Origin of the sequence: Streptomyces sp. BJ20, from assembly GCF_022869105.1 — a bacterium.
GTDB classification, from domain to species: domain Bacteria; phylum Actinomycetota; class Actinomycetes; order Streptomycetales; family Streptomycetaceae; genus Streptomyces; species Streptomyces griseoincarnatus.
In genome coordinates this window covers 7356348-7375023 of record NZ_CP094918.1, presented here as the reverse complement: position 1 = coordinate 7375023, position 18676 = coordinate 7356348, and the positions used below count along the sequence as shown (strand labels likewise).

General features: G+C 69.4%; 18 protein-coding genes. 10 read left to right on the top strand and 8 right to left on the bottom strand.

The genetic code is table 11. The features are described from left to right. The first annotated feature begins 573 nt into the window (after window positions 1-573). Both MTR79_RS33260 and MTR79_RS33255 read left to right on the top strand, forming a co-directional pair. The gene (locus MTR79_RS33260; RefSeq protein WP_244792969.1) at window positions 574-2859 is read left to right on the top strand and encodes a transglycosylase domain-containing protein; all 2286 of its coding nucleotides are present in this window, start codon (window positions 574-576) and stop codon (window positions 2857-2859) included. A gap of 101 nt (window positions 2860-2960) precedes the next feature. Next, a complete protein-coding gene (locus MTR79_RS33255) occupies window positions 2961-4460 on the top strand; it encodes a glycosyltransferase 87 family protein (protein ID WP_189363751.1) in 1500 nt (499 codons plus the stop codon). A gap of 91 nt (window positions 4461-4551) precedes the next feature. Here the strand turns inward: MTR79_RS33255 and MTR79_RS33250 are convergent, their stop codons facing one another. The 3 genes from MTR79_RS33250 to MTR79_RS33240 all read right to left on the bottom strand — a co-directional run bounded on the left by MTR79_RS33250 (window position 4552) and on the right by MTR79_RS33240 (window position 7291). After that, window positions 4552-5583 (bottom strand): alanine racemase, encoded by a 1032-nt coding sequence (locus tag MTR79_RS33250; protein WP_033273266.1) that lies wholly within the window; start codon window positions 5581-5583, stop codon window positions 4552-4554. A 93-nt stretch (window positions 5584-5676) separates the two neighbouring features. After that, window positions 5677-6798 (bottom strand): peptidoglycan bridge formation glycyltransferase FemX, encoded by a 1122-nt coding sequence (femX, locus tag MTR79_RS33245; protein WP_048457227.1) that lies wholly within the window; start codon window positions 6796-6798, stop codon window positions 5677-5679. A 178-nt stretch (window positions 6799-6976) separates the two neighbouring features. Beyond that, a complete protein-coding gene (locus tag MTR79_RS33240; protein ID WP_048457228.1) occupies window positions 6977-7291 on the bottom strand; it encodes a hypothetical protein in 315 nt (104 codons plus the stop codon). Window positions 7292-7605: 314 nt separating this feature from the next. Here MTR79_RS33240 and rpsF point away from each other — a divergent pair, with 314 nt between their 5' ends. From rpsF to rplI, 4 genes are all read left to right on the top strand, one after another. Then, a complete protein-coding gene (gene rpsF / locus MTR79_RS33235) occupies window positions 7606-7896 on the top strand; it encodes a 30S ribosomal protein S6 (protein ID WP_004985983.1) in 291 nt (96 codons plus the stop codon). A gap of 74 nt (window positions 7897-7970) precedes the next feature. Then, on the top strand, window positions 7971-8555 hold the full coding sequence (locus MTR79_RS33230) for a single-stranded DNA-binding protein (RefSeq protein WP_033273269.1): 585 nt from the start codon (window positions 7971-7973) through the stop codon (window positions 8553-8555). 43 nt (window positions 8556-8598) lie between these two features. Then, complete coding sequence (gene rpsR, locus MTR79_RS33225; protein WP_003949403.1) at window positions 8599-8835, top strand: 30S ribosomal protein S18; 237 nt, start codon at window positions 8599-8601, stop codon at window positions 8833-8835. 18 nt (window positions 8836-8853) lie between these two features. Then, a complete protein-coding gene (rplI, locus tag MTR79_RS33220; protein ID WP_048457230.1) occupies window positions 8854-9300 on the top strand; it encodes a 50S ribosomal protein L9 in 447 nt (148 codons plus the stop codon). Between the two features lie 146 nt (window positions 9301-9446). Here the strand turns inward: rplI and MTR79_RS33215 are convergent, their stop codons facing one another. Continuing rightward, complete coding sequence (locus tag MTR79_RS33215; protein ID WP_244792967.1) at window positions 9447-10784, bottom strand: MATE family efflux transporter; 1338 nt, start codon at window positions 10782-10784, stop codon at window positions 9447-9449. Window positions 10785-11244: 460 nt separating this feature from the next. Here MTR79_RS33215 and dnaB point away from each other — a divergent pair, with 460 nt between their 5' ends. Both dnaB and MTR79_RS33205 read left to right on the top strand, forming a co-directional pair. Further along, a complete protein-coding gene (dnaB, locus tag MTR79_RS33210) occupies window positions 11245-12723 on the top strand; it encodes a replicative DNA helicase (RefSeq protein ID WP_086700111.1) in 1479 nt (492 codons plus the stop codon). A gap of 55 nt (window positions 12724-12778) precedes the next feature. After that, window positions 12779-14164 (top strand): serine hydrolase domain-containing protein, encoded by a 1386-nt coding sequence (locus MTR79_RS33205; protein ID WP_244792965.1) that lies wholly within the window; start codon window positions 12779-12781, stop codon window positions 14162-14164. Window positions 14165-14224: 60 nt separating this feature from the next. On the opposite strand, the gene MTR79_RS33200 is transcribed toward MTR79_RS33205, so the two are convergent. Both MTR79_RS33200 and MTR79_RS33195 read right to left on the bottom strand, forming a co-directional pair. Next, complete coding sequence (locus MTR79_RS33200) at window positions 14225-14677, bottom strand: GNAT family N-acetyltransferase (RefSeq protein WP_086700113.1); 453 nt, start codon at window positions 14675-14677, stop codon at window positions 14225-14227. Window positions 14678-14686: 9 nt separating this feature from the next. Continuing rightward, window positions 14687-15151 carry a MarR family transcriptional regulator gene (locus MTR79_RS33195; RefSeq protein ID WP_086700115.1) on the bottom strand — a complete coding sequence of 155 codons (465 nt, stop codon included), beginning with the start codon at window positions 15149-15151 and terminating at the stop codon, window positions 14687-14689. 142 nt (window positions 15152-15293) lie between these two features. On the opposite strand from MTR79_RS33195, the gene MTR79_RS33190 reads away from it, so the two are divergent. Together MTR79_RS33190 and MTR79_RS33185 are read left to right on the top strand one after the other, a co-directional pair. Beyond that, window positions 15294-16502, top strand: coding sequence for an MFS transporter (locus MTR79_RS33190; RefSeq protein WP_244792963.1), 1209 nt, complete (start codon window positions 15294-15296; stop codon window positions 16500-16502). A gap of 104 nt (window positions 16503-16606) precedes the next feature. Next, the gene (locus MTR79_RS33185) at window positions 16607-17026 is read left to right on the top strand and encodes a heme-binding protein (RefSeq protein ID WP_048457237.1); all 420 of its coding nucleotides are present in this window, start codon (window positions 16607-16609) and stop codon (window positions 17024-17026) included. A 131-nt stretch (window positions 17027-17157) separates the two neighbouring features. On the opposite strand, the gene MTR79_RS33180 is transcribed toward MTR79_RS33185, so the two are convergent. Together MTR79_RS33180 and MTR79_RS33175 are read right to left on the bottom strand one after the other, a co-directional pair. Beyond that, a complete protein-coding gene (locus MTR79_RS33180) occupies window positions 17158-18021 on the bottom strand; it encodes a GNAT family N-acetyltransferase (RefSeq protein WP_086700118.1) in 864 nt (287 codons plus the stop codon). Window positions 18022-18110: 89 nt separating this feature from the next. Beyond that, on the bottom strand, window positions 18111-18593 hold the full coding sequence (locus MTR79_RS33175) for an NUDIX hydrolase (RefSeq protein WP_189363748.1): 483 nt from the start codon (window positions 18591-18593) through the stop codon (window positions 18111-18113). Window positions 18594-18676 lie beyond the last annotated feature (83 nt).

Here is an 18676-nt window from a genome sequence, read left to right as displayed (position 1 = left end):
CATCACCGTTTCATTGCGAGCAAGTTGCCTGATTTGAGGTGAACCTCTGCGCCCGGGGGGTTTCGGCGGTGCGTAGTCTGTGCGCCATGCAGACCACCGGGAACCGAGTGACGACTGGGGGCGTCCTTGTCCCCGGTGCAGTACGGATGAATGTGCCGAGCGCCGCATCCGTACTTCGGGGGGACCGGAAACCAGCCGCCGTTTCCAGGCGCGCAGAGATGCGCCTGCCCGAGGAGTAGTCGTTCGATGAGCGAGCACCGTCGCAAACCGCCGCAGCCGCAGGGAGGCGGACGTGCCGCGGCCCGACGCGGCCAGTCCGGCTCGTCCTCCGGCCGCCGCGCGGCACCGCGAGGCGCCACCGGATCTCCGTCCGATTCCTATGGGACGGGAACCCGCGGTGCGGGGGGTGAGGCCCCTCCTTACGGCAGCCGTGCCGAGGCACGACGCGCGGCACAGCGGGGAGGGTCCCGCCGCGCCGCCGGGCCAGGCCGCGGACGTGGACGCGCGGCCCCTCCGGCCAGCAAGAAGATCATCGACTATCCGCGCTACGACAAGGACGGCTGGCGCCGCTGGATGCCGTCCTGGAAGCTCGTGTCCGGCCTGTGCCTCGCCTTCTTCGGCGGCCTCGTCGCCGTGGCCGGGATCGGGTACGCGATGGTGAGCGTGCCCAGCGAGGAGAACGCCGCGGCGCTGTCGGAGAACAACGTCTACTACTGGGAGGACGGCACCCAGATGGTAGCCACTGGCAGCGGCCAGAACCGGCAGAACGTCACGCTCGACCGCATCCCCGAAGCGATGCGCTGGGCGGTGATCTCGGCCGAGAACAAGAGCTTCTACAAGGACTCGGGCATCGACCCCATGGGAATCGCCCGCGCGCTCGGCAACATGGCGACCGGTGGTGACACCCAGGGCGGATCGACGATCACCCAGCAGTTCGTGAAGAACACCTACCTGACCCAGGAGCAGACGGTCTCCCGGAAGTTCAAGGAGATGTTCATCTCGATCAAGGTGGGCACCAAGCTCTCCAAGGACGAGATCCTCCAGGGCTACCTGAACACCTCCTACTACGGCCGCGGCGCCTACGGCATCCAGGCTGCCGCCCAGACGTACTACGGCAAGGACGCGGTCGACCTCACGCCGAGCGAGTGCGCCTTCCTCGCGGCCCTCCTCAAGGGCCCGACGTACTACGACCCGGCCGGCAACCAGAGCATCGACAGCTCGGCCTCCCCCGAGGCCAACCGGAAGCGTTCCGAGGAGCGCTGGTCCTGGATCCTCGAGCAGATGCACAATGACGAGCACCTCTCGGCCGCCGAGTACCAGCAGGCGATCAAGAGGTACCCGCTGCCTCAGGGCCGCAAGGCCACCAAGGGCATGACCGGCCAGGTCAGCTACCTGGTCGACACGGCCAAGCGGTTCGTCCTGAAGAACTCGGAGATCACCGAGGCGCAGTTCGACCAGGGTGGTTACCAGATCTACACGACCTTCGAGAAGGACAAGGTCGAGGCGCTGGCCAAGGCCGTGAAGAAGGTCGAGAAGGAGAACATCGACCCGAAGCGCGAGAAGGACCAGCACGTCCAGTTCGGCGCGGCCACGGTGAAGCCCAAGGACGGCGCGATCGTCGCCCTGTACGGCGGCCCCGGGTTCGAGAACGGCCACTTCGTCAACAACGCCGACACCTCCGGTGTCCCGGTCGGTTCGACGTGGAAGCCCTTCGTGCTCGCCGCCGCGATGCAGCACGGCACGTACAAGACCAACGGTGTGGGCGTCTCGCCGGCCAGTAAGTACAACGGCAACGACCACCTGAAGATCCTGAACAACGACGGCTCCTACGTCCTCAAGAAGGACAACACGCCGTTCTTCCAGGAGAACGAGAGCGACAAGCCGTGGGGCTACATCAGCCTGCGGAAGGCGATGGAGCAGTCCGTCAACACCCCGTTCGTGCAGCTCGGCATGGACGTCGGGATGAAGAAGGTGGCGGACGTCGCACAGAAGTCCGGCATCCTCAAGGACAGCTTCGCCGGCCTCAACGCCTCGTTCGCCCTCGGTACGTCCACGCCCAGCGCGATCCGTATGGCGGACTCGTACGCGACGTTCGCGGCGTCGGGCAAGCAGGCCGACCCCTACTCGGTGACCGAGGTCAAGTACCGGGGCTCGGAGCTGCCCGGCTTCGAGAAGCCGCGGGTCAAGCAGGCGATGCCCGAGAAGGTGGCGAACAACGTCACCGACGTGCTCGAGAACGTGATCGAGAACGGTACGGCCCAGCACGCCAAGGAGCTGGGGCGCCGGGCGGCCGGCAAGACGGGTACCACGGACGAGAACAAGTCCGCCTGGTTCGTCGGCTACACCCAGCAGCTGTCGACCGCGGTCGCGATGTTCCGTGAGGACCCCAAGAGTCACAAGCTCCTCTCCATGAACGGCACGGCGGGCAAGGACTCGATCCACGGTGGTGACATCCCCACCGAGGTGTGGACCGAGTTCATGAAGATCGCGCTGAAGGGCGAGTCCGACCCCGGTTTCCCCAAGGCCGAGAAGATCGGCGAGATCGCCGACGGCGTCGGCGCACCGTCGCCGACTCCGACCGAGACGGAGACCGAGGAGGCGACGCCGTCCGAGGAGCCGACGCCGTCCGAGACGGTGACCACCCCGCCTCCGCCCACGGAGACCGAGACCTGCGGCCCCTTCGACTTCCGTTGCCGGGACGAGGAGGAGGACGACGGCGGGACAGGAAACGGCGGTGGTGACAACGGAGGCACCGACGGAGGCGTGACCACGTCGCCCGATCCCACCGAGAGCGAGGACCCCGGAGACTCCCGGGGCGGCGGCAACGGCGGCGGCTTGTTCGGAGGCACCGGCGGCTGAGCCGTCCCCACCGCCCGATGTGGGTGTTTCACGTGAAACATGGGCCGCCGTACCCGATGGGTACGGCGGCCCTCGCCGTATCACCGGACAGGTACGGCAGGATGTGCGGCATGCCCAGTGGAAAAACGACGAGCGTCCACGAGCCGGACCCGGTGCGGCCGACGGAGGAGGACCGGGTCGCAGCGGCCGGCAGCGAGCTGATCGGGGGACCGATCGGGCGGCGTGCCCTGCTCGGCAGATCCTGGTGGACCCCGGTGCGGGTGATCGCGCTCGTGGCGATCGGTGTGTTCGCCCTCGGGCTGGTGCAGAAGGCGCCCTGCTACAACGGCGCCTGGTTCTTCGGCGCCAGTTCGCAGTACACGCACGCCTGCTACTCGGACATTCCGCACCTGTACCAGGGGCGCGGCTTCGCCGACGGGCTGGTGCCGTACTTCGACCGGCTTCCCGGGGACATGGAGTACCTGGAGTACCCGGTCCTGACGGGCGTGTTCATGGAGGTCGCGGCCTGGCTCACCCCGGGCAGCGGCAGCATCCAGCACCAGGAGCAGTGGTACTGGATGGTCAACGCCGGGATGCTCATGGCGTGCGCGGCCGTCATCGCCGTGTGCGTGACGCGCACCCATGCCCGGCGGCCCTGGGACGGACTGTTCGTCGCTCTAGCCCCGGCCTTCGCGCTGACCGCCACCATCAACTGGGACCTGCTGGCGGTCGCTCTGACGGCTGCCGCGATGCTGATGTGGTCGCGGGGCCGGGCCCTCGCCTTCGGGGTCCTGCTGGGCCTCGCCACGGCCGCCAAGCTCTATCCCGTACTGCTCCTCGGGCCCTTGCTCGTGCTGTGCTGGCGCGCGGGCCGGTGGCGGCAGTACTGCACGGCGCTCGGCGGGGCCGCCGTCGCCTGGATCGTCGTGAACGGGCCGGTCATGTTGTTCGCCTTCGACGGTTGGTCGAAGTTCTACACGTTCAGCCAGGAACGCGGCGTCGACTTCGGGTCCTTCTGGCTGATCCTTGCGCAGAACTCGGACGACCCGATCGCCACCGAGACGGTGAACACGCTTGCGACGCTGCTGATGCTGCTGTGCTGCGTGGGCGTGGCGGCCCTGACGCTCACGGCGCCCCGCCGGCCGCGCTTCGCCCAGCTGGCCTTCCTGATCGTCGCGGCGTTCATCCTCACCAACAAGGTCTACTCGCCGCAGTACGTGCTGTGGCTGGTGCCCCTCGCGGCGCTGGCCCGGCCCAAGTGGCGTGACTTCCTGATCTGGCAGGCCTGCGAGGTGGCGTACTTCCTGGGCATCTGGATGTACCTCGCGTACACGACCAGCGGGGACGCCCACAAGGGCCTGCCCACCGACGGCTACCACTGGGCCATCGGTGCGCACCTGGCGGGGACGCTCTTCCTCTGCGTCATGGTCGTCCGCGACATCCTGATGCCGGAGCGGGACCCGGTGCGCCGCTCCGGCGATGACGACCCCTCAGGTGGTGTGCTGGACGGCGCCGACGACGTCTTCGTGCTCGGCCCCGCGGCGCGTCCCGCGCGGCACGCGGCCCACTTCGAGGCGCCTCAGGTCGAATGGGGCAGGACGCAGGCCGGCGGTTCGCTCTGAGCGAACCACCGGGAGGCGCCCTCCGGGCCACGCGAAGGGCCGTGCACGGAACGTCCGTGCACGGCCCTTCGTGATGGGGTCCGGTGTCGTCTCAGCGGTCGACGAGCCGGTCGAACTGGGTCGTGGTGTGCCGCAGATGGGCCACCAGTTCCTCGCCGACCTGGGGCTCCGGGGCGTCGGACGGCACGAACAGGATGGACACCTGCATGTGCGGCGGCTCGGCGAACCAGCGCTGCTTGCCGGCCCACACGAAGGGCGAGAGGTTCCGGTTGACGGTCGCGAGGCCCGCCCGGGCGACGCCCTTGGCGCGCGGCATGACGCCGTGCAGGGCCTTGGGGGACTCCAGCCCCACCCCGTGGGACGTTCCGCCCGCCACGACCACCAGGTAGCCGTCCGAGGCGGCCTTCTGCTGCCGGTAGCCGAACCGGTCCCCCTTGGCGACCCGGGTGACGTCCAGGACCGCGCCGCGGTACTCGGTGGCCTCGTGGTCCCCCAGCCAGAGCCGGGTGCCGATCCGGGCGCGGAAACGGGTCTGCGGGAACTGCTGCTGGAGGCGGGCCAGCTCGTCGGCCTTGAGGTGGCTGACGAACATCGTGTGCAGCGGCAGACGGGCCGCCCGCAGCCGGTCCATCCAGCCGATGACCTCCTCGACGGCGTCGGAACCGTCGGTGCGGTCCAGCGGGAGGTGGATGGCGAAGCCCTCCAGCCGGACGTTCTCTATCGCGGCATGCAGTTGGGGCAGGTCCTGCTCGCTGATGCCGTGCCGCTTCATCGAGGACATCACCTCGATGACGACGCGGGCGCCGACCAGGCCGTACACGCCGTCGACCGACGACACCGAGCGGATGACCCGGTCGGGCAGCGGCACCGGCTCCTCACCCCGCCGGTACGGCGTCAGCACCAGCAGGTCACCGCCGAACCAGTCCTTGATCCGTGCGGCCTCGTACGTCGTGCCGACGGCCAGGACGTCCGTGCCCAGCCGTGTGGCCTCCTCGGCGAGACGCTCGTGGCCGAAGCCGTAGCCGTTGCCCTTGCAGACGGGGACGAGCCCCGGGAACTGCTCCTGCACGTGCTTGTGATGCGCCCGCCAGCGCGCGGTGTCGACGTAGAGCGTGAGCGCCATGGCCGGACCTGGAACCTTTCTCGTGGCTGCGGTGTAGCAGAGGTATGGGGCGGTGAAGCCGTCGGGCTACGAAGACGGATACGGAAGCGCGGATCAGCGACGGGACATGTACATGTCGAGCGCCTTGTGGAGCAGCTTGTTGAGCGGGAAGTCCCACTCGCCGAGGTACTCGGCCGCCTGCCCGCCGGTGCCGACCTTGAACTGGATCAGGCCGAAGAGGTGGTCGGTCTCGTCCAGCGAGTCGGAGATGCCGCGGAGGTCGTAGACGGTGGCGCCGAGCGCGTAGGCGTCGCGCAGCATCCGCCACTGCATCGCGTTCGAGGGGCGGACCTCACGGCCGATGTTGTCGGAGGCACCGTAGGAGTACCAGACGTGCCCGCCGACGATCAGCATGGTCGCCGCGGACAGGTTCACGCCGTTGTGCCGGGCGAAGTACAACCGCATACGGTTGGGGTCCTCGGTGTTGAGGGCCGTCCACATCCGCTGGAAGTACGACAGCGGGCGCGGCCGGAAGTGGTCGCGCACGGCGGTGATCTCGTACAGCCGCTGCCACTCGGCCAGGTCCTCGTAGCCGCCCTGGACGACCTCGACGCCGGCCTTCTCCGCCTTCTTGATGTTGCGGCGCCACAGCTGGTTGAAGTTCTTGTGGACCTCTTCGAGCGAGCGGTTCGCCAGCGGCACCTGGTAGACGTAGCGCGGCTGGACGTCGCCGAAACCGGCGCCGCCGTCCTCGCCCTGCTGCCAGCCCATGCGGCGCAGCTTGTCCGCGACCTCGAAGGCGCGGGGCTCGATGAAGTCGGCCTCCAGGTCTCGCAGGCGCTTGACGTCCTGGTCCTGGATGCCCCGCTTGATGGTCGGAGCCTCCCAGCGGCGGATGATCACCGGCGGGCCCATCTTCACGGAGAAGGCGCCCTGCTGCTTCAGGTGGGCGAGCATCGGCTCGATCCACTCCTGGAGGTTCGGCGCGAACCAGTTGATGACCGGGCCCTCAGGCAGATAGGCGAGATAACGCTTGATCTTGGGCAGCTGCCGGTAGAGCACCAGACCCGCGCCGACCATCTCGCCGGTGCGGTCGTCGAACCAGCCGAGGTTCTCCGAGCGCCACTCCGCCTTCACGTCTGCCCAGGCCGGGACCTGCATGTGGCTCGCCGACGGCAGGCTCTGGATGTATGCCAGATGCTGCTCGCGACTGATGGTCCTCAGGGTCAGGCTCATTCGGGGCGCTCCTCGGGCTGGTGTGTCCCCATGGGTTCAGGGGCTCCGGCTCTCGCGCGAAGCCTACTGCGCCCCGGGTGTGGCCCGTCTGGGCGCACGGGACCTTCGCCCCGGCCAGCGGTCGGCCGGGGCGTACGACGATGTGTGGAAGGGCGGGGAAGGGCGGGTGGTGGCGACGTCAGTCGACGACTCCGCCGAAGAGTCCGCCGTGCGCCATGCCCAGGAAGAAACCGACCGCCGCCAGGCCGAGGCCCAGGATCAGCCCGAAACGCTCGCGCGTCGTGACGGAGATCCACTGGCCGTACGCCCCGGCGAGGATGCCGGCCAGGCCGGTCCAGGAGCTGAGCAGGTGCAGGTGGTGGAACTGCGCCGAGATGAAGGCGGTGAGCCCCAGCACCAGGGTCACCGCGAGCAGGGTGTCCTGGAGCGGATGGGGCTTGCCGTCGGTGGCGAAGAGTCCGCCGGCGGTGTTGGGTCGCATTGCCTGTGCCATGGGCACCTCCTGCGAAGGGCGGCGCATCGTAGCGCCGTACACACCCGATGTGTCCAGATTGACGGTCCTCACGGCCGGATTTCAACCGGAAGCCGCTGTGCGGGTACTCTGTAGCGTCTGCACCGGTGTCTGTCCGGACAGAGCCAGGCGGGAGCAGGAGAAGGCCACGGCCCCTCCGTCCGGCCCGGAAGCCCGCCGCCCGACCCCGTTGTCAGTGGCGGCTGTTCTACTGACAGGCAACGTTGCGCAACGCATCACGACCCTCCTGCCACGGAACGACCGTGGCCGCTGAGTCCAAAGGAGGTGGGTTCCACATGCGTCACTACGAGGTGATGGTCATCCTCGACCCCGATCTCGAGGAGCGCGCTGTCTCCCCGCTGATCGAGAACTTCCTCTCTGTCGTCCGTGACGGCGGCGGAAAGGTCGAGAAGGTCGACACCTGGGGCCGTCGTCGTCTCTCGTACGAGATCAAGAAGAAGCCCGAGGGCATCTACTCGGTCATCGACCTGCAGGCCGAGCCTGCGGTCGTCAAGGAGCTCGACCGCCAGATGAACCTGAACGAGTCGGTCCTCCGGACCAAGGTCCTCCGTCCCGAGACCCACTGAGCTCCGCTCAGCTGATCCCGGGATCCGATTAGCAGCACAAGCAGCCAGCAGCAAACCCGCCGAGAGGTTCCCCCATGGCAGGCGAGACCGTCATCACGGTCGTCGGCAATCTTGTCGACGACCCCGAGCTGCGCTTCACCCCGTCCGGTGCGGCCGTCGCGAAGTTCCGTGTCGCGTCGACCCCCCGCACCTTCGACCGTCAGACGAACGAGTGGAAGGACGGCGAGAGCCTGTTCCTGACCTGCTCCGTCTGGCGTCAGGCGGCGGAGAACGTCGCCGAGTCGCTCCAGCGAGGCATGCGCGTCATCGTGCAGGGCCGGCTGAAGCAGCGGTCCTACGAGGACCGTGAGGGCGTCAAGCGCACGGTCTACGAGCTGGACGTCGAGGAAGTCGGCGCCAGCCTGCGCAACGCCACGGCCAAGGTCACCAAGACCACCGGCCGCGGCGGCCAGGGCGGCTACGGCGGCGGCGGTGGCGGCGGCCAGCAGGGCGGCGGCTGGGGCGGCGGCCCCGGCGGCGGCCAGCAGGGCGGCGGGGCTCCTGCCGACGACCCGTGGGCGACCGGTGCTCCCGCCGGTGGCCAGCAGGGCGGTGGCGGCGGCTGGGGCGGTGGCTCCGGCGGCAGCGGCGGCGGCTACTCGGACGAGCCCCCCTTCTAGGGCGGGCCGTACCCACACTTCTTGATCACACAGGAGAATCACCATGGCGAAGCCGCCTGTGCGCAAGCCGAAGAAGAAGGTCTGCGCATTCTGCAAGGACAAGGTCACGTACGTGGACTACAAGGACACGAACATGCTGCGGAAGTTCATTTCCGACCGCGGCAAGATCCGTGCCCGCCGCGTGACCGGCAACTGCACGCAGCACCAGCGTGACGTCGCCACGGCCGTGAAGAACAGCCGTGAGATGGCGCTGCTGCCCTACACCTCCACCGCGCGATAAGGGAAGGGTGACCCACTCATGAAGATCATCCTTACCCACGAGGTCTCCGGCCTCGGTGCCGCGGGCGACGTCGTCGACGTCAAGGACGGCTACGCTCGCAACTACCTGATCCCGCGGAAGCTTGCGATCCGCTGGACCAAGGGTGGCGAGAAGGACGTCGAGCAGATCCGTCGTGCTCGCAAGATCCACGAGATCCACACCATCGAGCAGGCCAACCAGGTGAAGGCCCAGCTCGAGGGCGTCAAGGTCCGCCTGGCCGTCCGCTCGGGCGATGCCGGCCGTCTCTTCGGTTCCGTCACCCCGGCCGACATCGCTTCGGCGATCAAGGCGTCCGGTGGCCCCGAGGTCGACAAGCGCCGCATCGAGCTCGGTTCGCCGATCAAGACGCTGGGCGCCCACGAGACGTCGGTGCGTCTGCACCCCGAGGTTGCCGCCACGGTCAACATCGAGGTCGTCGCCGCCTGAGGGCAGCGCTCGCTGAAGCAGTGAGCATGGGGGCCGCATCCGTCAGGGTGCGGCCCCCATCGCTGTTCGTCATTAGGAATACGCTTCACGTGTCACCGGCATGAGCGCGGGGCTTCACGAGAAGTGCGGTGTTTCACGTGAAACGGTCAGCGTGCCGCGCCTGTCACGACCCAGCGGCCGGAGCGGGAACGCAGCCACAACGTCAGCATCCGCACGGCCATCATCAGCGTCATCGTGGCCCACAGTGCGGTGAGCCCGCCCCCGAGGACGGGCACCAGCAGGGCTGCCGGGGTGAAGACGGCGAGGGTCACGAGCATGGCCCAGGCCAGGTACGGTCCGTCGCCCGCGCCCATCAGGACACCGTCCAGCACGAAGACGATGCCGCAGATCGGCTGGGACAGCGCCACGATGATCAGCGCAGGCAGCGCCGCTTCCTTCACGGCGGAGTCGCTGGTGAAGAGCGGCAGGAACACCGGCCGTGCCAGTACGACCAGCACGCCCAGGGCGACACCGACGGCCATGCCCCATTCGACCATGCGGCGGCACGCGTCCCGCGCTCCCTGCGCGTCACCGGCTCCGAGATAGCGCCCAATGATGGCCTGTCCCGCGATGGCGATGGCGTCGAGGGCGAAGGCGAGCAGGCTCCACAGGGAGAGGATGATCTGGTGGGCCGCGATGTCGGAGTCGCCCAGCCGGGCGGCGACCGCCGTCGCGATCATCAGGATCGCCCGCAGCGAGAGCGTCCTTACCAGAAGCGGAGCGCCCGCCTGGGCCGACGCCCGGATACCGGCGGCGTCGGGTCGCAGGGACGCCTCGTGCTTGCGAGCGCCGCGCAGCACCACGGCCAGATAGACCGCGGCCATGCCGCATTGAGCGATCACGGTGCCCCAGGCGGACCCGGCGATACCGAGACCGGCGCCGTAGACCAGGACGACGTTGAGGATGCCGTTGGTGACGAAGCCGGCGACCGCCACATAGAGCGGGGTCCGGGTGTTCTGGAGTCCGCGGAGCACTCCGGTCGCCGCGAGCACGATCAGCATGGCCGGGATGCCGAGCGACGAGATCCGCAGATACGTGACGGCGTACGGGGCGGCGGTCTCTGAGGCGCCGAAGAGGTCCACGAGCGCGGGCGCCGTCGGGAGGACGAGGGCCATGACGGCGGCGCCGAGCAGCAGCGCCAGCCAGATGCCGTCCATGCCCTGACGGATGGCGGCGGGGAGGTCACCGGCGCCCACCCGCCGGGCGACGGCCGCCGTGGTGGCGTAGGCGAGGAAGACGAAGACGCTCACCGAGGTCACCAGGAGGGCCGACGCGACGCCGAGTCCGGCGAGCTGTGGCGTGCCGAGATGGCCGACGATGGCGCTGTCCGCCATCACGAACAGGGGCTCGGCGACGAGGGCGCCGAAGGCCGGGACGGCCAGCATGACGATCTCTCGGTCGTGCCGACGGCGGGCGGCCTTGGGGCGCGCGGGGGCCTGTGTCATGTGCACCAATCTAATCATCCACAGGTAAGAGATGCCAGCAGTTTGTGCCCCTTACTTTGTGGCTCTGGGTGTGGGGTTGCGTACACCTGTCGAACGGATTGTGATCCCTGTGGGGAAGTTTTTCTTCTGCACAGCCCGTGGATGGCAAACCGCCAGGTCAGGAGCTTCTTCACAGGGCGTTCACGGGCTTGTTCACAGCGCTGTCCACCGCCTCGTGCACAGGTTTCGCAGAGTTCTCCACAGCTCTGGGCTCGTCGTCCACACGGCCTGTGGATAACCAGATTGGCTGACGGTGCCGACGGGCCTACGGTGGTCCGGCACCTGCTCCGTCCACCGGTTCTGGAAACGTCACAAAACCGGCGTCCGCCAAGCGGAGCTGGGCCCCTTATTTGTCAGTGTCGTGCCGTAGAACTGAGAGGCACGGCGAGATCCGCTCCGGCGGACGGGAGGAGGTGGCTCGGTGAGCATTTCCGAGCCCTTGGACGACCCGTGGGCCGACAGCGGTCCCAGTGATCGTCTGCCCGCCTCCCGCCGTACGGGCGAGCACGGCAGAGGACGCGACGAGCAGCACGACCGCGGCCCGGACCGGGGCGTATGGGACGGCGGGGGCTCCGCCTTCGAGCGGGTGCCGCCCCAGGACCTGGAGGCGGAGCAGTCCGTGCTGGGCGGCATGCTGCTGTCCAAGGACGCCATCGCCGACGTCGTCGAGATCCTCAAGGGCCACGACTTCTACAAGCCGGCCCACGAGACGATCTACACCGCCATCCTCGACGTCTACGCCAAGGGCGAGCCGGCCGACCCGATCACCATCGCCGCGGAGCTGACCAAGCGCGGCGAGATCAACAAGGTGGGCGGGGCGTCGTACCTGCACACCCTCGTGCAGATGGTGCCCACGGCGGCCAACGCCGCGTACTACGCGGAGATCGTGCACGAGCGGGCGGTGCTGCGCCGCCTGGTCGAGGCGGGCACCCGCATCACCCAGATGGGATACGCGGCCGACGACGACGTCGACGAGATCGTCAACCGCGCCCAGGCGGAGATCTACGCCGTCACCGAGCAGCGCACCAGCGAGGACTACCTGCCGCTCGGCGACATCATGGAGGGCGCCCTCGACGAGATCGAGGCGATCGGGTCGCGCAGCGGCGAGATGACGGGTGTGCCCACCGGGTTCACCGACTTCGACTCGCTCACCAACGGACTGCACCCCGGTCAGATGATCGTCATCGCCGCGCGTCCCGCGATGGGCAAGTCGACGCTCGCGCTGGACTTCGCGCGAGCCGCCTCCATCAAGAACAACCTGCCCAGCGTCATCTTCTCGCTCGAGATGGGCCGCAACGAGATCGCGATGCGTCTGCTGTCCGCGGAGGCCCGCGTCGCCCTGCACCACATGCGGTCCGGCACGATGACCGACGAGGACTGGACCCGCCTGGCCCGGCGGATGCCGGACGTCTCGGCCGCCCCTCTGTACATCGACGACTCGCCGAACCTGTCGATGATGGAGATCCGGGCCAAGTGCAGGCGGCTGAAGCAGCGCAACGACCTGAAGCTGGTGGTCATCGACTACCTCCAGCTGATGCAGTCGGGCGGCTCCAAGCGGGCCGAGAGCCGTCAGCAGGAGGTTTCGGACATGTCCCGTAACCTCAAGCTGCTCGCCAAGGAGCTGGAGATCCCGGTCATCGCGCTCTCCCAGCTGAACCGTGGTCCCGAGCAGCGCACGGACAAGAAGCCGATGGTCTCCGACCTGCGTGAGTCGGGCTCCATCGAGCAGGACGCCGACATGGTCATCCTGCTGCACCGCGAGGACGCGTACGAGAAGGAGTCCCCGCGCGCGGGCGAGGCCGACCTGATCGTCGCCAAGCACCGTAACGGCCCGACGGCCACCATCACGGTCGCCTTCCAGGGCCACTACTCGCGGTTCGTGGACATGGCTCAGACCTGAGGCGCCCCGTCACACCGCGGGCGTGTCGGCCCGACTCACCTGCTGAACTGGTGGCATGACGTCACCTCAGGAAGAACTGCTGCCCGGTACCCGGCGGGCGCTGCTGCACCGGATCGCCGTCGCGCAGCGGGAAGGGCGGGCGCCGTCGCTCGTCGCGGCCGTCGTGCGGGACGGGAGGGCCGTGTGGAGCGGGGCCCGGACCTCGGTGGAGGGCGAGGTCCCGGACGGCGACGTCCAGTACCGGATCGGTTCGATCACCAAGACCTTCACCGCCGTCCTGGTACTGCGGCTGAGGGACGCGGGCCTGCTCGACCTCGCCGACCCGTTGGAGAAGCATCTGCCCGGCACCGGTGTGGGCGAGGTGACCGTCGTCGACCTGCTGGCGCACCGCGCCGGACTGGCCGCCGAGACGCCCGGCCCCTGGTGGGAGCGGACCCCCGGCTCCCTGCGTCCCGGACTCGCCGACGTCCTCGGTGAGCGCCCCTTGGTGCACCCGGTGGGGCGGCGCTTCCACTATTCGAATCCCGGCTACGCGCTCCTGGGTGCGCTCGTCGAGAAGCTGCGCGGGGCGCCCTGGGCGGACGTCCTGCGGCGCGAGGTGCTCGACCCTCTGGGGCTGCACCGCACCACCGTGGAACCCGTGGCGCCGCACGCGGGCGGCTGGGCCGTACATCCGTGGGCCGACGTGATGCAGCCCGAGCCCTTGGAGAACCTGGGTGTGATGGCTCCTGCCGGGCAGTTGTGGTCCACCACCGGCGACCTGGCACGCTTCGCTGCCTTCCTGGCCGCAGGGGACGAGCGGGTGCTGAGCGCCGAGTCGGTGCGGGAGATGAGGACGCCGGCGGCGCCGGCCGAGGCGGCGGACGTGGCCGACGGATACGCCTACGGCCTGGGGCTGGAGTTGCGCCATCAGCAGGGCAGGGCGTTCGTCGGGCACACCGGCTCGCTCCCGGGGTTCCTGGCCTGCCTGACGATGAGCCTTGCCGACGACGTCGGCGCCGTGGTCCTCGCCAACTGCACCTCCGGACCCGCGCCGTTCACCGTCGCCGCGGACCTGGTGCGGATCGTCGCGGAGGCGGAACCGCGCGTCCCCGCGCCCTGGCGGCCGCTCCGCAAGGCCGATTCCGCCGTGCTCGACCTGGTGGGCCAGTGGTACTGGGGGACGTACGCCTTCGGGCTGAGGCTGTCGGCCGACGGGCTGCTCGCGCTGGAACCCCTCTCCGGGAAGGGACGACGCTCGCGTTTCCGTCCGGACGGTGACGGCGGCTGGGTAGGGCTCGAGGGCTACTACGCCGGGGAGGTGCTGCAGCCCGTGCGACGCCCGGACGGCACGGTCAGCCACCTCGACCTGGGCTCGTTCGTGTTCACCCGGCAGCCGTACGAGGAGGGCGCTCCGTTGCCCGGCGGCGTGGACGCGGAGGGGTGGCGGGGCCTCCCATAGCCCGAGGGGCTCCCGACGTACGCGAGTGGCCGTGTTTCACGTGAAACACGGCCGCTTTTCTCACAGCGTCAGCTTGAAGCCCACGTGCGACGCCGTGAAGCCCAGCCGCTCGTAGAAGCGGTGGGCGTCGGTGCGGGTGTTGTCCGAGGTCAGCTGAACCAGATGGCAGCCCTCGCGGCGGGAGGTGTCGATCGCCCACTCCATCATCAGGCTGCCCAGACCGCTGCCGCGTTCGTCCGCGTGGATGCGTACGCCCTCGACGACCGAGCGCGTGGCGCCGCGCCGGGACAGTCCCGGAACGATCGTGAGCTGGAGCGTCCCGACGACCCGCTCTCCTCGGACGGCGACGACAAGATGCTGGTTCGGGTCGGCACGCAGCCGTTCCATCGCGGTCAGGTAGGGCGTGAGGTCGTCCGGAGACTCGCGCTGCGTGCCCAGCGGGTCGTCCGCCAGCATGGCGACGATCGCTGGGACGTCGTCGGTGGTCGCGGGCCGTATCTCAAGATCTCCCATGCCCGCACCTTATGCGGGCACCGGCGCCTTCAGCGTCTCCACGGCGCGGACCAGCGGGGCGAGTTCGGGGTTCTTCGCTGCCTCGTCGAGCGCCTCGCGCAGCGCGGTGTCGTTGGTGGGCCGCGCCTCCTCCAGCAGCTTGAGGCCGGCCCCGGTGACGTCGGTGTAGATGCCGCGCCGGTCAGTGGGGCAGAGGTACCGCTCCAGCAGGCCTCGGTCCTCGAGGCGGGTGACCAGCCGGGTGGTGGCGCTCTGGCTGAGCACGACCGCGTCGGCGACCTGCTTCATCTGCAGATGGCCGCCCTCGCCGGTGTGCTGCCGGCTCAACACGTCGAGCAGGGAGTACTCCCGCACGCTCAGATCGTGCCGGGCCTGCAGGACGCGCTCGATGTGGGCCTCGATCTTCCCGTGCAGCAGCGAGAGAGCGCACCAGCCCTGAGCAAGGGCGGTGAGTGCGGGATCTGTGGCTGTCATGGGGTGATTCCTCCGTCCAGCAGCGTCTGACACCAAGGGTAGACCACCGATGCAATATCCCGCGCTTGCAAATATCCCGCGTCTGCAATTATTGTCGGGACTCGTTAAGCGCTACCGCAATCTCTGGAAGGTCTGTTCCCTCATGCCTCTCGCGCTTCTGGCCCTCGCGATAGGGGCCTTCGGGATCGGCACCACCGAATTCGTGATCATGGGCTTGCTGCCCGAGGTCGCGGACGACTTCGGTGTCTCCATCCCCACCGCCGGTTACCTGGTGACCGGCTACGCCCTGGGTGTCATGTTCGGCGCCCCCCTGATGACCGTGCTCGGCACCAAGATCTCCCGGAAGCGCATGCTGATGCTGCTGATGGGCCTCTTCGTCGTCGGGAACCTGCTCTCGGCGCTGGCTCCCAGCTTCGGCCTCATGCTGACCGGACGGGTGGTCGCGTCGCTGGCCCACGGCGCCTTCTTCGGCATCGGTTCCGTCGTCGCCGCCGATCTGGTCGCCCCCGACAAGCGGGCCGGCGCCATCTCCCTGATGTTCACCGGTCTCACCGTCGCCAACGTCGTCGGCGTGCCGCTGGGCACCCTGGTCGGCCAGTCCCTCGGCTGGCGCGTCACCTTCGGCATCGTCGCCGCGCTCGGCGTGGTCGGCCTGCTGGGCGTCGCCAAGCTGGTGCCCGACATGCCGAAGCCCGAGGGCGTGCGGCTGCGCCACGAACTGGCCGCCCTGAAGAACGTGCAGGTCCTGCTCGCCATGGCGATGACCGTGCTCGGCTTCGGCGGCGTCTTCGCCGCGATCACGTACATCGCGCCGATGATGACGCACGTCGCGGGCTTCGCCGACGGCTCCGTCACCTGGCTGCTGGTGCTGTTCGGCCTCGGCATGGTCGGCGGCAACCTCGTCGGCGGCAAGTACGCCGACCGTGCCCTGATGCCGATGCTGTACGTGTCCCTCGGCGCACTCGCGGTCGTCCTGGCGCTGTTCACCCTGACCGCCCACAACAAGATCGCCGCGGCCGTCACCATCGCCCTCGTCGGCGCACTCGGCTTCGCCGCCGTTCCCCCGCTGCAGAAGCGGGTCCTGGACCACGCGCACGGCGCGCCCACCCTGGCCTCGGCACTCAACATCGGCGCCTTCAACCTGGGCAACGCGCTGTCCGCCTGGCTGGGCGGCCTCGTGATCGCCGCCGGACTCGGCTACACCGCCCCCAACTGGGTCGGCGCCGTCCTCGCCGCGGCCGCCCTGGCGCTCGCCGTCCTCTCGGCCGGCCTCGAGCGCCGCGAGCGGGCGGCCGGCACACCGCCCGCCGGCACGGTCACCGCGGAGCGGCCGACCGTCGCCACGCACTGAACCGCGGCGCCTCCGGGCGCGGGGCCAGGGCCGTCCCCGCGCCCACCGTTCCCCCTCCCGTCCGTCACGACGGACACCGCACCCACCGCAAGGAGAACCACCTCATGACCACCACCGCCGTCGCCCCGCTGACCACCGCGGACGCCGAAGCCCTCGTCACCACCGCGGTCGAGGCCGCCGAGAAGGCCGGTGTCACCGTCAGCGTGACCGTCCTCGACGCGGGCGGGCACCTGCTCGCCTTCCGCCGGGACGACCGGGCCGTGCTGATCTCCGGCGAGACCAGCACGCGCAAGGCCTACACCGCGTTGCAGCTGAACTCGCCCACCGCCGACCTGGTGGACGCCGTGCAGCCCGGTGGTCTCTTCCACACCCTGCCCACCGCCCTCGACCGGCCGCTGCTCTTCATCGCCGGCGGCGTGCCCGTACGGCGTGACGGCCGGCTGATCGGCGCCGTCGGCGTCGGCGGCGGCGCCCCGGAGCAGGACCACGGCTTCGCCACCGCCGCCGTGGAGTCCCTCGCCTGACGACGGAGGGGCGCCACGCCCCGGACGACGCACAGGACAGCCGTACAACGCACAGCACGTAGATACGGCGCACCGCACGGCGACGCCCGTCCCGCACAGCACAGGGGACCGGCGTCGCCGTCTGCGTGCCGTCAGGAGGCCGCCACCGTCACCGGGGCGAACCGCCGGCTCCAGTCGCCGGGAAGTTCCGTGATGCCGTGCGTCATCACGGCGTTGAACGCGACCGGTGCGAGGCCTCGCGCCTTCACCCAGTCGAGCAGCTCGCGGTGGCGGACGTCGATGTCGGTACGCAGCGGACGGTTGGTGTGGGCGGCCAGGGAGGCGATGAGCGCCTGGGCGGTCGCGGTGTCCCGGGCGATCAACGGGCCCACGACGTGGGTGTGCATGTTGGGCCATGCGGCGGCGTAGCCGATGATCCGGCCGTCCTCCTCGGCCACCCGCAGCTGGTCCGCGAAGGCGGGCAGGCGGGTCACGATGTGGGTCCGGTCCATGCCGAAGACCTCTTCGTCCAGCCGCAGGAGCGCGGGGAGGTCGTCGGCGGTGGCCGTGCGGGTCAGGACGTCCGGCCGGCCTGACGGGACGAAGAGGCCGCGCACCATCTCGGCCTGCCCGGTGACCTTGAAACCGAGCTCTTCGTACAGCGGCCGTCCGAGAGGCGTGGCGTGCAGGGTGAGGGGAGTGGTGCCCGCCTCCTCGAGGACATGGCGCATCAGCCGGCGCCCGAGGCCCTGACGGGAATGGCGTTCCGCGACGAGGACCATGCCCACGGCAGCCAAGGAGGGCCGCTCCCGGGGTCCGTACTCGGTGACGACGCAGGCGGCCGCCAGACCCCCGTCGGGGGCGTCGACCCCGTGGCCGCGTCCGGCCGCGAGCAGGAGTCCCCACTTGTGCTCCTCCCGGGGCCACCCCCGGTCCTCGGACAGGTCGGCGCAGGCGGTGAGATCGCGGAGCGTCAGACGGCGGATGGGCAGGGCGTCGAGAGAAGGTGTCGGCACGCAGGTCAGGCTGTCCGACCGGAGCCTTCGGCGTCCACCTGTTTCCGCAGATGCGTACGTGCTTTTGGCCATCCCGTTTCGGGCTCGGATCAGCCCAGGTCGGAGGCGTGCAGGGCGCGCACCCCTTCGATGTTGCCGTCGAGGTAGTGCCGCAGGGACAGCGGGACGAGGTGCACGGAGGCGATGCCGACCCGGGTGAACGGCACGCGCACGATCTCGTACTCTCCGGCGGGTTCCTCGACCTCCGGGCCGTGCCGCAGGGACGGGTCCATGGACTCCAGACGGCAGACGAAGAAGTGCTGCACCTTCACACCGGTGGAGCCCTCGTCCTCGCCGATGTGCTCCACGGTGTCCACGAAGCACGGCACCACGTCGGTGATCTTGGCGCCGAGCTCCTCGTACACCTCGCGGTGCAGGGCGTGAACGACGGTCGCGTCCTCCGGATCGACCCCGCCGCCGGGGGTGACCCAGTACGGGTCCACACCGGGTTTGGTGCGCTTGATCAGGATCAGGTGATCGCCGTCCAGGAGAACGGCTCGGGCGGTGCGCTTGACCACGGGTCGGACGGTCATGGGGGAAATGTGGCCCAGCCGGTTCCACGTGAAACATCGCCGGGCGCCCTTGCTCCGGCCGCCGGGACACCGCGCCGCCCCAC

Coding starts and splice junctions, on each gene's coding strand:
- MTR79_RS33215 (WP_244792967.1), bottom strand. CDS start 10,784: ATGACACAGGCCCCCGCGCGCCCCAAGGCCGCCCGCCGTCGGCACGAC.
- MTR79_RS33230 (WP_033273269.1), top strand. CDS start 7,971: ATGGCAGGCGAGACCGTCATCACGGTCGTCGGCAATCTTGTCGACGAC.
- rplI (WP_048457230.1), top strand. CDS start 8,854: ATGAAGATCATCCTTACCCACGAGGTCTCCGGCCTCGGTGCCGCGGGC.
- MTR79_RS33205 (WP_244792965.1), top strand. CDS start 12,779: ATGACGTCACCTCAGGAAGAACTGCTGCCCGGTACCCGGCGGGCGCTG.
- MTR79_RS33250 (WP_033273266.1), bottom strand. CDS start 5,583: ATGGCGCTCACGCTCTACGTCGACACCGCGCGCTGGCGGGCGCATCAC.
- MTR79_RS33200 (WP_086700113.1), bottom strand. CDS start 14,677: ATGGGAGATCTTGAGATACGGCCCGCGACCACCGACGACGTCCCAGCG.
- MTR79_RS33185 (WP_048457237.1), top strand. CDS start 16,607: ATGACCACCACCGCCGTCGCCCCGCTGACCACCGCGGACGCCGAAGCC.
- femX (WP_048457227.1), bottom strand. CDS start 6,798: ATGAGCCTGACCCTGAGGACCATCAGTCGCGAGCAGCATCTGGCATAC.
- rpsR (WP_003949403.1), top strand. CDS start 8,599: ATGGCGAAGCCGCCTGTGCGCAAGCCGAAGAAGAAGGTCTGCGCATTC.
- MTR79_RS33260 (WP_244792969.1), top strand. CDS start 574: ATGCCGTCCTGGAAGCTCGTGTCCGGCCTGTGCCTCGCCTTCTTCGGC.
- MTR79_RS33175 (WP_189363748.1), bottom strand. CDS start 18,593: ATGACCGTCCGACCCGTGGTCAAGCGCACCGCCCGAGCCGTTCTCCTG.
- MTR79_RS33255 (WP_189363751.1), top strand. CDS start 2,961: ATGTGCGGCATGCCCAGTGGAAAAACGACGAGCGTCCACGAGCCGGAC.
- rpsF (WP_004985983.1), top strand. CDS start 7,606: ATGCGTCACTACGAGGTGATGGTCATCCTCGACCCCGATCTCGAGGAG.
- MTR79_RS33190 (WP_244792963.1), top strand. CDS start 15,294: ATGCCTCTCGCGCTTCTGGCCCTCGCGATAGGGGCCTTCGGGATCGGC.
- MTR79_RS33195 (WP_086700115.1), bottom strand. CDS start 15,151: ATGACAGCCACAGATCCCGCACTCACCGCCCTTGCTCAGGGCTGGTGC.
- MTR79_RS33240 (WP_048457228.1), bottom strand. CDS start 7,291: ATGGCACAGGCAATGCGACCCAACACCGCCGGCGGACTCTTCGCCACC.